The organism is Catenulispora subtropica, from assembly GCF_039531675.1.
Taxonomy (GTDB): Bacteria; Actinomycetota; Actinomycetes; order Streptomycetales; family Catenulisporaceae; genus Catenulispora; species Catenulispora subtropica.
The window spans coordinates 219,672-233,395 of the sequence record NZ_BAAAQM010000004.1; the positions used below are offsets into that span (position 1 = coordinate 219,672).

The window sequence follows — 13,724 nt, forward strand, 5'->3', positions numbered from 1 at the left end:
GGCCGGTGCAGATCCCGCCGGGGCCGGCACGTGCTTCTGCCGTTGTCATTTCCGGCGCCACCGCAGCCCACCGCCTCCGCGCCCGGTGATTCCCGCCGAAGTCTTCCCTCCGGCGTCGATCACGCCTACTCTTACCGCTGAGCGAACATGATGTTCGATTATCGTCCAGCAAGGTGGGAAATCGTGGCGGAGGAAACTGTCACCGGGGCCGAAGCGCTGATGTCGGCCGCCGTGCGAAGGGGAGTGCGGGTCTGCTTCGCCAACCCCGGCACTACGGAGATGCCGCTGGTCGCGGCCCTGGACCGGACACCGGACGTGCGCGGGGTGCTCGGATTGCAGGAGAACGTGTGCACCGGCGCCGCCGACGGCTACGCGCGCGTCGCCGGCCATGCCGCGATGACCCTGCTCCACCTCGGGCCCGGCCTCGCGAACGGACTGGCCAACCTGCACAACGCCCGTCGTGCCCACACGCCGGTGGTCAACGTCGTCGGTGACCACACCAGCTGGCACCTGCCCTACGACGCACCCCTCACCTCCGACATCGCCGCCCTGGCAGCGACCGTGGGGTCCGCGCTCACCGTGTCCGGACGAGACGACATCGACGCCACTACGTGCGCGGCGATCGACGACGCACACGCCAGGCCGGGAGTCTCAACGCTGATCGTGCCCGCCGACTACCAGCAGGACCTGGCGGCTGTCGGCTCCCCGGCCGCAGAGTCCGCCGCCGAACGGTCAAACCGCTCCCGTCCCCGCGTGGACAGCAGCCGGGTCAAGGAAGTCGTGGCTCGCATGCGCACCGCGGGAGCGAGCGTTGTGGTGCTGCTCGGAGGCAATGCCCTGACTCGCGCCGGCCAGCAAGCCGCCGGCCGGATCGCCGCGCACACCGGGGCGACACTGTTCAGCCAGACCTTCCCGGCGGTGGCCGAGCGGGGTGGCGGCTTGCCCGCGATCGACCGGCTTCCCTATTTCCCCGAGGCGGCCATCGCGGCGCTGGGGGACCGCGAACTCGTCGTCATCGCCGGAGCCGACGAGCCGGTGGCCTATTTCGGGTACAGCGGTCTACCGAGCCGGCTCGCCCGCCCCGAGGCGCTGGCATCGTTGGCCCGGCCGGGTGAGAACGTCGAAGAGGCCTTGATCGAGCTCGCCGACCTGCTCGGCGCCGCACCCGCCGAGCCCGTCGTCCAGCCGAGGCTTGAGCTTCCCGACCCGACTGCGCTGCTGACCGGTGCCACCGTCGGCCAGACTGTCGCGGCCTGTCTGCCGGAAGGCGCCATCGTCTCGGTGGAAGGCGGCACCTGCGGCTACCCCTTCTACACGGCGTCGGCTGCCGCGTCCGCCCACACGGTCCTGACCAACACCGGCGGCGCGATCGGCCAGGGCCTGCCCTGTGCGCTGGGCGCGGCGATCGCGGCACCGGAGCGCCCGGTCATCGCGCTGCAATCAGACGGCAGCGGCCTCTACACCGCTCAGGCGCTGTGGTCCATGAGCCGCGAAAAGGCCGATGTCACCGTGCTCATCGCCGCCAACCACACCTACAACGTGCTGCGCACCGAACTGAACCGCCACGGCGAGTCCGACTTCGGTCCGCAAGCCGCCGCGCTGACCAGTCTGTCCGACCCCCGCGTCGACTGGATCGCGCTGGCCGCCGGCTACGGAGTGCCGGGCCGGCGCGCTTCCACCGTCGCCGAACTGAGCCAAGCCCTGGCCGACGCCGTCTCCTCCGACGGCCCGCACCTCATCGAGATGGCACTATGACCCTCACCCAGGCCCCTTCGATCCCCTCCTCGACGCCACCGGGCGTCGCCTCCTTCCTGGCCCGCGATCACGGCCTGCTGATCGGCGGGCATTGGCGGCCGAGCAGATCCGGCCACAGGCTGGTCTCCGTCAACCCGGCCACCGGCCGGCCGCTGGCCGCGATCGCCGCGGCCGACGGCAGCGACGTCGACGACGCCGTCGCCGCGGCGCGCGCCGCCCTGGCCGACCCCGCCTGGCGCGATATCAACCCTCTGCAACGCGGCGAACTGCTGCACCGACTCGCTGAACTCGTCGAGGAACACGCCGACGAGCTCGCCCTCATCGAGTCGCTCGACAACGGCAAGCCGGTCGCGGTGGCGCGCGCCGTCGACGCCGGCACCACTGCCAAGCTCTTCCGTTACTTCGCCGGCTGGCCCAGCAAATTCGAGGGGTCCACGATCCCGCTGTCGCCGCGGGGCGGGTTGCGTGTCCTGAACTACACCGTGCACGAACCGATCGGCGTGGTCGGCGCGATCGTGCCGTGGAACTTCCCCATGTCGATGGCCTCGTGGAAGCTCGCCCCGGCGCTGGCCATGGGGAACACCGTGGTCCTCAAGCCGGCCGAGGAGACCTCGCTGTCCACTCTGCGCCTGGCCGAGTTGATCGAAGAGGCCGGATTCCCGCCCGGCGTCGTCAACGTCGTCACCGGAACCGGAGCCACCGTCGGCCACGCGATCGCCGCGCACCCGGGGGTGGACAAGGTCGCGTTCACCGGCTCGACGGAGGTCGGACGCCTGGTCACCCAGGCCGCGCTGGGCAATCTGAAGAAGGTGTCGCTGGAGTTGGGCGGCAAGTCGCCGCACATCGTGCTCCCCGACGCAGACCTGGAAGCCGTCGCCGCGGCCGCCTGCGATGGGATCTTCTTCAACCAGGGCCAGACGTGTACCGCCGGCTCCAGGCTGTATGTGCACGCCGACATCTATGACGATGTCATGTCAGCCCTCATCGACCGGGCCCGACGGATCGTCGTTGGGCCCGGCCACGATCCGGCCACCGGGATGGGGCCGCTGGTGTCGGCCAAGCAGTTGGCCACGGTGACTTCCTACCTGGAATCCGGCCTGGCGGACGGCGCCGAGCTGGCCTGCGGCGGCGTGCGCCCGGCCGGTCTGGCAGGGGAGTACGCCGACGGCTTCTTCCTCGAACCGACCATTTTGACCGAGACGACGCACGCCATGCGGGTCGTCCAGGAGGAGATTTTCGGCCCGGTGCTGGTCGCCATGCGCTGGACCGATGTCGGCGATCTGATCGACAAGGCCAACGACAGCCCCTACGGACTGTCCGCCGGCCTGTGGACCAACGACCTGACGCAGGCGCACCGGATCGCCGCGGCGATCAAGGCCGGAACCGTGTGGGTCAACTGCTACAACCTCACCGACCCCGCGTCCCCGTTCGGCGGCTACAAGCAGTCCGGATGGGGCCGCGAGATGGGCCGGGCCGTCCTTGAGCAGTACACCGAGACCAAGAGCGTGTGGGTGAACCTGACATGAGCCCTCTGATAACCGAGCATGACCTCACCGGCCAGGTCGCGATCGTGACCGGCGGCGGCCTGGGCATCGGCAAAGCCGTCACCAGAGCCCTGGTCGGCCGCGGCGCACAGGTGGTGATCGCCGCCCGCCGCCTGCCGGTTCTGGAGCAGACGGCCAAGGAGATCACCGCCGAGCTCGGCGGCGAGGTGATCCCGGTCGTGGCCGACACCACCGACACCGGGGCGATCACGGCACTGGCCGCGGCAGCCGCCGCCATCGGTCCGGTGAGCATCCTGGTCAACGGGGCCGCGGCCCCCGCCGGCCTGGTCCGCAACGACATCGCGCAGGCCGACCCGGAGGCGCTGCTCGCGGATCTGAACACCAAAGTGGTCGGCTACTTCCGCTGCATCAAAGCCGTCGCGCCGTACATGCGCGAGCAACGCTACGGCCGGATCGTCAACATCGGCGGACTGACCGGCCGCTCCAGCCACGCCCTGTCCGGGATGCGCAACGTCGCGATCGTCCACATGACCAAGGTGCTGTCCGACCAGCTCGGACCGGACGGCATCACCGTCAACACCCTGCATCCGGGCGTGGTGGAGACCGAGCACATCCATGAGCTGTACGCGCGGAATGCCGCCGCCCAGGGCACGACCGCCGAGCAGGTCGAACGTGACTTCATCGAGCGCACCCCGATCCGGCGGGTGCTGACCGCCGGCGAGGTCGCCGCCGCGGTCTGCTTCTTCGCCGGCCCGGCCGCGGGCGGCATCACCGGCGAATCCTTGGGCGTCGACGGAGGCCTGACCCGCGGCGTCTTCCTGTGAGGCGCTCCAGCCGTGAGTGTGTGAGGAGAACTGGCAATGCAAGGAACGATTCTGGTCGCCACCGCGGGCCAAGGAGTGCTGCGCAGCAGTGACGACGGCAGCAGCTGGCTCCGTATACCCCTGGATCAGGGCCTGGAGTTCGACGCGGTGGTGCGCACGCTGGCCGTGCACCCCGCCCGCCCCGAGACGGTGTTCGCCGGCGCCGACGCCGGTCTGGGCCGCAGTGACGACGCCGGAACGCACTGGACGCGTGTCGACACCCCCTTCAACGACCGCCAGGTCTGGTCGATCGCGATCGACCCGAACGACCCCGACAGTATGATCGTCGGCACTGGTGCCCCGTCCCGCGCGGTGCTCTACCGCACCACCGACGGCGGGGCGGCCTGGGACATGCTCCCGCCGGAGCTGCCGGAGCACTGTGCCGGGGTGAGCAAGCCCCGCATCCTCACGGCGGTCTACGACCACGTCGACGCCGAATCCGTCTGGTTCGGCGTCGAGGAAGGCGGCCTGTGGCGCAGCCGCGACCGCGGCGACACCTGGGAGCGCACCGACGGGACTCCGCGCGAACTTCCGCACGGCGTCACCAACTCCGACGTGCACTGCATGCTCGTCCTGGACGGGCCGCCCAAGACCCTGGTCTGCGCGGTCGTGAACGCCCTGTTCGTCAGCCAGGACGACGGCGCCACCTGGACCCGCACCGACACCAGGGCGACCTGGGGCATCTACTACACGCGGCTGGTCGCCCGCCTTCCCGGATCGAACACGGTGCTGCTGGGGATCGGCGACGGCACCCCCGGGACGAAGACCCGGATCTTCCGCTCCGACGATCTGGCAGCGACCTGGAGCGAAGCGACGCTGGACGTCCCAGCCAACTCCACGGTCTGGGCGTTCGGCACCCATCCCGCCGACCCGCAGCTGGTGTTCGCCGGCACCAAGTACGGCCACCTGTTCCGTTCCGCCGACGGCGGCCGGAGCTTCACCAAGGAGTGGCGCGAGTTCCCCGAGATCACCGACGTGGCGTGGACCCCCGCTGTGGCACCCGCGCCGTCCGCCTTCCACCACTGAACCGACACTGAACCGCATCAGGAGCGAGCCATGTCAGATTCCGCGTTCACCGCGGTGGCACCAAGCGCCGTCAGCCCGGTCAAACCTGTCATCAACCGCACCCATCTCTCGCTGTTCGTCCGAGACCCGGAAGCCTCCGCGCTGTGGTTCGCCGACGTCCTGGACATGCAGATCACCGCCCGGGGTCCGCAGTGGGTGTTCCTGTCCTTCGGACGCAAGCACCACGACCTCGCCTTGATCAGAGCTGAATCCGGCGCCCAGCAGGGCGGACTGGGCCTGCAGCACTACGGGTTGGAGATCGACGGCGACGTGGACGAGCTGCGTCGCCTGTACGGGATGTTGCTGACCAAGGGCGTGAAGGTCGTCAAGACCACCGACCACAAGGTCGGATTCGGGCTCTACTTCGAGGACCCGGACGGCAACCGCTTCGAGTTCTTCGCCGAGACCATCACCGACGACGCCGAAGGCCGCCGTGTGCTCGGCGAGCACCACGCGCCCAGCGAGCCCGTGGTCCTCGATCCCCTCTTCACCTGACCGATCCGCCATCAGCGAAAACACCCATCAGATAAAGGAGCCCACCATGCCGGAAGCCAACTTCGGGCCTTATCACGTGCGCAAGTGGTTCACCCACGTCGAGGACGTCCTGGCCAACGAGACCGGGCAGCCCGCCGACGGACAGCCGGTGCGCCGCGTGGTCATCGCCGCGGCGATCCACAACCCCTACGCCGGCCGGTTCAGCCAGGATCTCAGCGATATCGTCGCCAAGTCCGACGAACTGGGCCGCGAGTTCGGCCGCCGCGCCGTGGAGGCCGCCGGCGAGGCCGGGATCCAGAGCTATGGCAAGGCCATGGTGGTCGGCTCGCTGGGCGAGTACGAGCACGGCAACGCCTTCCTGACCCAGGTGTTCGCCGACCCCATCCGTGAGGCGGTCGGCGGCGGCAAGTCCTGGGTGCCGTCCTCCGGCAAGGTCGGGTCCGCCGGCGCCGTCATCGACATCCCGCTCGCCCACAAGGACGCGCTGTATGTCCGGGCCAACTACGACACCGTCTCCATAGCGTTCGGCGACGCGCCGCGACCCGACGAGGTGGTCGTCGCCTTCGCCTTCGCCTCCCGGGGCCGCCTGCACGCCCGCCTCGGCGGACTCGCGGCCGAGGACGTGCGCGGCGAAGACGGGCTGCGGTAGCCGGCGCCATGGCCACCGTCACATCATCCAGTCACGTCGTCGAGGTCAACGGGCTGGCTTGCCGATATCTGCAGTGGGGCGACGCCGACTCGCCTCCGGTGCTGCTCTTGCACGGGCTGCGCAGCTATGCCCGCACCTGGGAACCCGTGGCCCAGACGCTCAGCGGCTCGCACCTGCTGATCGCACCGGACTTCCGCGGCCGTGGCGAAAGCGCTTGGGATCCCCAGCGCTCGTATCGCACCGACACCTATGTCAGCGACATCGAGCACCTCGTGGCGCTGCTCGGCCTGGAGCGGTTCGCGATCGTCGGACACTCGATGGGCGGCACGGTCGCCTACACCTACGCCGCCCGGCACCCAGACCAGGTCGCCGCCCTCGTCATCGAGGACATCGGACCCGGATCGTCCACCGAGACCTCCGGCGCGACACGGATCCTGAGCGAGATGGCGGACACGCCCGCGCGCTTCGGCTCGCTGGAGGAGGTGCGAGCCTACTGGCGGGGAATCCGGCCGGCTATCACCGAAGAGGCGCTGGCCTCACGGATCGAGAACACGGTGCGTCCGCTGGGCGACGGCGCGTTCGAGTGGCGACTGGACATGGCCGGAATCGCCGAAGCACGCCGGAACGTGGACTCCACGGAAGCCGCAGACCTGTGGTCCTGCGTCGACACGCTGCGCTGCCCCACGCTTGTGGTGCGCGGCGCGCGCTCCGACTTCCTGCCGGCCGACACCTGCGACCAGATGGCGCGGCGCCAGCCGCTGTTGCGCTGGGTGCAGGTGCCGGACGCCGGACACTACGTCCACGACGACAACCCGGCGGCGTTCATCGACCTGGTACGCGGGTTCCTCGCCGCGCGACAGCCGTGAACGCCGTCGAGCGGGTCCGCGTGGCCGTCGTCGGCGCGGGTCCCGTGGGTGTCACCGCCGCCAACCTGCTCGGCGGGTACGGCGTCGACACACTGATCATCGACCGGGACACGGAAGTCGTCGACTATCCGCGCGCGATCGGCGTCGACGACGAGACCCTGCGGACCCTGCAGGGAATCGGCCTGGCCGACGAGATCCTCGGCTCGGTGATCCAGAACGTACCGCTGAAGCTGATCGACGCGGCCGGGCGCTGCCTGGCCGACATCCGACCGACCATCCGGGAGCTCGGCTGGCACCGGCGCAACATCTTCCTGCAGCCGACCGCCGAGGCGGTGCTTCGCGGCGGCCTGAAACGCTTCCCTCACGTACGAGTGAGTCTCGGCACCGAGCTGCTGGAACTCGCGCAGGACGACGACGGCGTCGTCCTGCGGCTCGACGGGCGTGACGGCCGCCGCGAAGTCCGCGCGGACTATGTCATCGCCGCCGACGGCGGCCGCAGCACAGTGCGGGACCGGCTGGGCATCCGGCTCGAAGGCACGACGCATCCGCGCCGGTGGGTGGTCATCGACTGCGCGAACGATCCGCTCGACGCCCCCTACACCGCCCTGCACTGCGATCCGCGCCGGCCGTACGTCAGCGCCCGGCTGCCCGACGGGCACCGCCGGTGGGAGTTCATGCTCTTTCCGGGCGAGGACGGCGACGACATCCTCACCCGTGACCGCGTCGATGAGCTGTTGAGCCGCCACGTCCCCGATCCCCGCTCGGTCGACGTGGTCCGCTCCCGGGTCTACACCCACCACTCCCGTGTCGCGGCGCGATTCGTGCACGGCCGGGTGGCGCTGGCCGGCGACGCGGCGCACCTGATGCCGCCCTGGGCGGGACAGGGCCTGAACACGGGCGTCCGGGACGTGACCAACTTGTGCTGGAAGCTCGCGGCCATCACGCGTGGGCAGGCCGACGAGTCACTGCTGGCCGGCTACGACCGGGAACGCCGCCCGCACGCGACCGCCATGATCGGACTGTCCGACACGCTCGGGCGCATCCTGGGGCTGCGTCGTCGCGGCGTCGCCAAGGCGCGGGACCGGATTCTGCGCGCGGCCTCGGTTGTTCCTGCCGTCCGAAGGTGGGTCCTGGAGATGCGATTCAAACCGATCCCTTACTACCGCGACGGATTCGTCGCCATGGACCAGGCCCGGGACGGCGCCTCCGGCGTCGGGCGCATGTTCCCCCAACCCATGGTCGAGGACTTCGACGGCCGACACGTCCGGCTCGACGAGGTGCTGGGCCCCTGGTTCGCGCTCGTCGGCTTCGGATGCGATCCGCTCAGTCGGCTGACCGCCGACGAACGCGCCGCCGTCGGCCGGTTCCAGGCCCGGGTGATCGAGGTCGTCGAATCGCGGTCGGCCGTCGGGCGAGCGGGCGGCGAACCTCCCACCGGGGACCTGGTCGTCGTCGAAGACCTCGACAACCATCTGCGCCCCTGGTTCCAGGACCGGGGCTGCGACGTCGTTCTCGTCCGGCCCGATCGCTGCGTCGCGGCGGCCGGAACCGGTGACCGCATCGGCCCCGTGCTCGCCCGCCTGTCGGAACGGCTGATTGGCGGCTGATTGGAGGGAAGCGCATCGTGATCCTGGAAGAACGCGAGTACCGGCTCGTGCCGGGCTCGACCGCACGCTATCTGGAGGCCTGGCAGCGGCTGGGCCGCGAGCCCCAGACCCGGCACCTCGGCGAACCCGCCGGGGTGTACACCGTCGAGATCGGCGACCTGAACACGCTGATCTACCTGTGGCGCTTCGCCGGCCTCGGCGACCGCACCGACCGCCGCCGGGCGCTCGCCGCGGACCCCGACTTCGCCGCGTTCCGCCGCGAGGTGCGTGAGCTGCTCGTCAGCCAGTCCAATCGGATTCTGCTGCCCGCGCCGCATTCGGCTGTTCCGGCGGCCGGGAGCTGAGCCGTACCGCATCTGTAAAACCCCGGTGACTTTTCGCCCGAGCCGTTGACACGGCTCGCTCGGGGCAGCACCATCTCTTCAACAATCGTACACGGTGTTCGAATATCGTACTCGGCCGACGGTTCAGCAGTTCAGTCGGCTATCCTCACCCTTCGACAGGAGTCGAGATGAGTGACACACCGAACGCTTCCCTTGGGCGAACCAAAATCTCCATGACCGGCGTCCTCGCCCAGTCGGTCGGCTTCATGGGGCCGGTGTTCTCGGTGGCCAGCCTGCTGCCCCTGATGGTCGGCCTGTCGGCCACCGGCCGCGGTGCCGGCGCCGCCACCCCCATCGCGCTGATCATCGCCGGCATCGGCATCTTCGGCGCCGGCTGGATCATCGCCCAGTACGCCAAGCGGATCCACCTGTGCGGATCGCTCTACGAGTACATCTGCGACACCTTCGGCCCGGCCGTGGGCATCGTGGCCGGCTGGTTGTACTTCGGCGCGATGCTGGTGCTGGCCGCGGCGACGTTCCTGGTCCTGGGCGGTCTGACCGAGAGCCTGCTGCAGGCGGTGTTCTCGGTCGACATAGCCTGGTGGATCCTCGCCCTCGGCTACGTCGGGGTCATCACCGCGATCGTCGTCGTCGGCGTCCAGTTCTCGGTCCGAGCCCAGCTGATCCTCGTCCTGATCTCGGCTGCCGTCGTGGCCGCCTTCTCGGTGTACATCATCGCCAAGGGAGGCCTGGGCGGGCACAGCGTGACGGCCCGGCCGTTCAACCCCTTCTCCGTCGGCCGGTTCGACCTGCTCTACGGCGTCCTGTACGGCATCAACATGTTCATCGGCTTCGAGACCGCCGCGAACCTGGCCGAGGAGACCGACGACCCCGAGCGGCACGTCCCCCGTGCGGTGCTGTGGTCGCTCACGATCGTCGGCGCGTACTTCGTCCTGACCGCCTACGCCCAGGACGTCGGTTTCGGCCAGGACGGCTCGGCGTGGAAGAACAGCGTCTTCCCGCTGCAGACCCTCGCCTCGGCCAAGCCCTTCGGCTCCACCGACTTCGGCAACGTGATGTCCGTGCTGATCATCCTGGACGTGGCGGCGGTCGCCATCGGCGTCTGTGTCGCTGCGACCCGCGGCATGCTGTCCATGGCCCGCGCGGGCCGTCTGCCCCGCGCCCTGGCGAGCGTCCACCCGCGCTTCCGTACCCCGGTGGGCTCGGCGATCCTGGTGGCCATGGCTTCGGTGGCCTCCATCGTGCTCGTCGCGGTCCGCGACGGGGTGTTCTCCCGCGACACCGGCCAGCCCGGCGTGCTGCAGCCGCAGTGGGCGCCGATGTTCGGGTGGATGGCCGGCTTCGCCGGTGCCGGTCTGGCCCTGATGTACCTGGCCGTCAGCATCGCCGGCGCCCGGGGGCTGTGGCACCGGGTGAACCGCGTGAAGCTGGTCATCGCGGTCACCGCCGGCGTCCTGGTCTCGGCCGGGGCCGTCTTCGGTGCCTTCTACAAGGCGACCAGTCCCCTGGACACCGTCTCGTGGGCTCTTGTCCTGTGGATCGCGGCCGGCGCCGCATGGTCCCTGTTCGTGACCTTCCGGCAGCGGGCGACGGCGGGCGCGGAACTCGAAGTCGCCGTGGACGGCGCCGCCGGCGACGAGTTGCGCACCGCGTGACCTGATCCGTGGCCGGAATCCAGAAGCGGCCGATGAAGCCGGACAGCCGGCTGTGCGCACAGGGCGGTGCCGTGGAGCGGCATCGCCCGTGTGCTGTTGCACGCCGGAGGGAGCGGGCGTAGTCGGGGCCTTACAACCCTGCGGATTTCGTCTCGGCGTACACCGAGAGCATCGTGCGGAGCATCTTCAAAGCCTTCTGCGTGCGCTCGACATCACCGAAAACGGTCTGCTGGAACACCAGGCCGTCCAGGGCGACGACGATGATCTCGCTCAGGGCCGGATCGCTCAACCCGCTGGCGGTGAGCGCCTCATGGACGGCGCTCCGGTACGCGTCGTACGCCTTGGCGACGGTCGGCAGCAACTCCGCGCGACGCCTGGCCTCCAGCGTGAGCTCGAACTGGAACGCCTGAAGCTCGGGATCGGCGGCGATGGAGGCGACCAATGCGCCGGCGAAGTCCTCGAAACCGGGTCCCGCGGGCTTCAACCCCGCCGTGTCGATGCTGCGTTTCACGGCGAAGCCGAGCGCCTCGGCGACCAGGTTGTCCCAGCTGCCGAAGTGATACTGCACCGCGCCGTGGGTCACGCCCGCCTCGGTCGCCACGGACCGGAAGGTGAGGCCGCGAAGTCCCTGCGCGGCGACGACGTGGATCGCCGCCTCCAGCAGTTCCTGCCGCCCGGTGCCGTATTCAACGCGACGCATGCCGCTCCCTCCGTGTCGGTCCGGGTGATCCCGCCTGACCTCGCCGCGTTCAGTGTAGACGGGCCTGAAGCAGGTCACGGCACAAACATTACACTTGACAAGTTCTCCGTGGAGTCGTGAACTGTCCTGGAGACCACACCAGTCGGCAGGAGCCGGACCGCTGCCGGCCGGCTCCGGCAGCCGGTGGAATCCCCGCCCTCGACCTCGCCTAAGGACCTTCATGACCAGACATCCGCTCGCCCCGCTCGGCCCCGATGAGATCACGGCAGCCAAGAAGGTCCTGATCGACGCAGGCATGGTCACCGAGCTCACCCGCTTCGGATACGTGATGCTCCGCGAACCCGACAAGAAGGACGTGCTCGCCTGGGACGGCGAATCACCCCTTCCTCGCGAAATCACCATGCTCCTGACCGAGCTGGCGCCGCTGAAGCTCACCACCGTGGTCGTCGACATCACGGTCGGCAGGGTCGTCTCCCGGCGCACGATCGACCCGGCCGTCGAAGGCTTCGGTCCCTGTTTGGACGAGGACTACGCAGCCGTCGACGACATCGTCAAAAGCGACGCCGGCTGGGTCGCGGCGATGGCCAAGCGCGGCATCACCGACCTCACCAGGATCAAGACCGCCCCGCTGAGCGCAGGCGTCTTCGACTATGACGACGAGATCGGGCGCCGGATGCTCCGTGTGCTGTCGTTCCACCAGCCGCATCCGACGGATTCCGCGTGGGCGCACCCGATCGACGGCGTCGTCGCGCACGTCGACCTCGACGGTCGCAGGGTCCTGCGACTGATCGAGACGGACATCGAGCACGTGCCCGAGGAGTCCGCAGACTACCTGGACCCGGCCTACCGGGGACCGGAACGCACCGATCTGAAGCCGATCTCGATCACCCAGCCGGAGGGCGTCTCCTTCACGCTGGAGGACGGGGTCCTGGCCTGGCAGAACTGGAAGGTGCGCATCGGCTTCAACGGCCGCGAAGGACTCACCGTCCACCAGGTGTCGTTCAACGACCGCGGCGTCGAGCGCCCGATCCTCTATCGCGGCTCGATCGCGGAGATGGTGGTCAACTACGGCCAACCCGGCCCGATGCACGGCTGGCAGAACTACTTCGACACCGGCGAGTACCAGTTCGGGCGGCTGGCGAACCACCTCGAACTCGGCTGCGACTGCCTCGGCGAGATCACCTACGTCGACGCGGTCGTGGTCGACGACCTCGGCGATCCGTTGGTCCTGCCGAACGCGATCTGCATCCATGAAGAAGACTTCGGCGTGCTGTGGAAGCACACCGACATCTACTCCGGCTCCAAGGAGACCCGCCGCCAGCGCCGCCTGGTCGTCTCCTTCTTCGTGACCGTCGGCAACTACGACTACGGCTTCTACTGGTACTTCTACCTCGACGGCACCATCGAGCTCGAAGCCAAGGCGACCGGCGTCCCGTTCCCCTCCGGCCACGACGGCGCCGACCCGTACTCGACGGAGGTGGCACCCGGAGTCGGAGCACCGGTCCACCAGCACCTGTTCTCCGCCCGCCTGGACCTGACGATCGACGGCGTGCGCAACCATGTCGACGAGTTCGAGGCCGCGCGCGTGCCCATGGACGAGAAGCACAACCCCTGGGGCAACGCCATCGGCCACAAGGCCACCAGGCTGCGCAGCGAGTCCGAAGCGCAGCGCGAGGCCGCGAACCACCTCGGCCGCATCTGGCGGATCGCCAGCGACGAGCGGCTCAACCGGATGGGGCAGCCCACGTCGTACGTACTCGTCCCCGAAGGCCTGCCGACCCTCCTGGCCGACCCCGGATCGCCGATCGCCAAGCGCGCCACCTTCGCCGAGAGGCACCTATGGGTGACGCAGTACGAGCGCGACGAACTCTGGCCGAGCGGATACACCGTCAACCAAAGCCCCGGCGGCATGGGCCTGCCCACCTACGTCGCCGGCGACCGTTCCGTCGACGGCGAGGACATCGTCCTATGGCACACCTTCGGCCTGACACACTTCGTGCGCCTCGAAGACTGGCCGATCATGCCCGTCGACTACGCAGGCTTCAAGCTCAAGCCGCACGGCTTCTTCGACCGCAATCCCACGATCGACGTGCCCGATCTCAACGCTGCGCACGGGTGCTGTGCGGGCGGCGCGTGCCACTGCGGGCATTGAGGGCGCCCTGCCGGCGTCCGATGTGGAAGCAACGACGTTCACGGTTCGAGCCTCTCCGGACGGGCCGC

Annotated in this window: 12 protein-coding genes; 11 read left to right on the forward strand and 1 reads right to left on the reverse strand. The window is 69.4% G+C overall.

The annotated features are described in order from the left end of the window. The first annotated feature begins 183 nt into the window (after positions 1–183). The 10 genes from ABD466_RS05970 to ABD466_RS06015 all read left to right on the forward strand — a co-directional run bounded on the left by ABD466_RS05970 (position 184) and on the right by ABD466_RS06015 (position 10,804). On the forward strand, positions 184–1,755 hold the full coding sequence (locus ABD466_RS05970; protein WP_344655912.1) for an acetolactate synthase large subunit: 1,572 nt from the start codon (positions 184–186) through the stop codon (positions 1,753–1,755). Further along, positions 1,752–3,281 (forward strand): aldehyde dehydrogenase family protein, encoded by a 1,530-nt coding sequence (locus tag ABD466_RS05975; RefSeq protein WP_344655913.1) that lies wholly within the window; start codon positions 1,752–1,754, stop codon positions 3,279–3,281. The genes ABD466_RS05970 and ABD466_RS05975 overlap by 4 nt, the downstream gene beginning before the upstream one ends. Further along, the gene (locus ABD466_RS05980) at positions 3,278–4,084 is read left to right on the forward strand and encodes an SDR family NAD(P)-dependent oxidoreductase (RefSeq protein ID WP_344655914.1); all 807 of its coding nucleotides are present in this window, start codon (positions 3,278–3,280) and stop codon (positions 4,082–4,084) included. The genes ABD466_RS05975 and ABD466_RS05980 overlap by 4 nt, the downstream gene beginning before the upstream one ends. 36 nt (positions 4,085–4,120) lie before the next feature. Further along, positions 4,121–5,149 (forward strand): WD40/YVTN/BNR-like repeat-containing protein, encoded by a 1,029-nt coding sequence (locus ABD466_RS05985; RefSeq protein WP_344655915.1) that lies wholly within the window; start codon positions 4,121–4,123, stop codon positions 5,147–5,149. Positions 5,150–5,179: 30 nt separating this feature from the next. Next, positions 5,180–5,683: a VOC family protein gene (locus tag ABD466_RS05990; protein WP_344655916.1), complete on the forward strand. Its 504-nt coding sequence runs from the start codon at positions 5,180–5,182 to the stop codon at positions 5,681–5,683. A gap of 46 nt (positions 5,684–5,729) precedes the next feature. After that, positions 5,730–6,332, forward strand: coding sequence for an amino acid synthesis family protein (locus ABD466_RS05995; RefSeq protein ID WP_344655917.1), 603 nt, complete (start codon positions 5,730–5,732; stop codon positions 6,330–6,332). A gap of 8 nt (positions 6,333–6,340) precedes the next feature. After that, the gene (locus tag ABD466_RS06000; RefSeq protein WP_344655918.1) at positions 6,341–7,198 is read left to right on the forward strand and encodes an alpha/beta fold hydrolase; all 858 of its coding nucleotides are present in this window, start codon (positions 6,341–6,343) and stop codon (positions 7,196–7,198) included. Further along, on the forward strand, positions 7,195–8,805 hold the full coding sequence (locus tag ABD466_RS06005) for a bifunctional 3-(3-hydroxy-phenyl)propionate/3-hydroxycinnamic acid hydroxylase (RefSeq protein WP_344655919.1): 1,611 nt from the start codon (positions 7,195–7,197) through the stop codon (positions 8,803–8,805). Before ABD466_RS06000 ends, ABD466_RS06005 begins: the two co-directional genes overlap by 4 nt. Positions 8,806–8,822: 17 nt before the next feature. Further along, on the forward strand, positions 8,823–9,149 hold the full coding sequence (locus ABD466_RS06010) for an NIPSNAP family protein (RefSeq protein ID WP_344655920.1): 327 nt from the start codon (positions 8,823–8,825) through the stop codon (positions 9,147–9,149). 212 nt (positions 9,150–9,361) lie between these two features. Then, the gene (locus ABD466_RS06015; protein ID WP_344655921.1) at positions 9,362–10,804 is read left to right on the forward strand and encodes an APC family permease; all 1,443 of its coding nucleotides are present in this window, start codon (positions 9,362–9,364) and stop codon (positions 10,802–10,804) included. 130 nt (positions 10,805–10,934) lie between these two features. On the opposite strand, the gene ABD466_RS06020 is transcribed toward ABD466_RS06015, so the two are convergent. After that, the gene (locus ABD466_RS06020; RefSeq protein ID WP_344655922.1) at positions 10,935–11,582 is read right to left on the reverse strand and encodes a TetR/AcrR family transcriptional regulator; all 648 of its coding nucleotides are present in this window, start codon (positions 11,580–11,582) and stop codon (positions 10,935–10,937) included. A gap of 142 nt (positions 11,583–11,724) precedes the next feature. On the opposite strand from ABD466_RS06020, the gene ABD466_RS06025 reads away from it, so the two are divergent. After that, complete coding sequence (locus ABD466_RS06025) at positions 11,725–13,656, forward strand: primary-amine oxidase (protein WP_344655923.1); 1,932 nt, start codon at positions 11,725–11,727, stop codon at positions 13,654–13,656. The last annotated feature ends 68 nt before the right edge of the window (positions 13,657–13,724 follow it).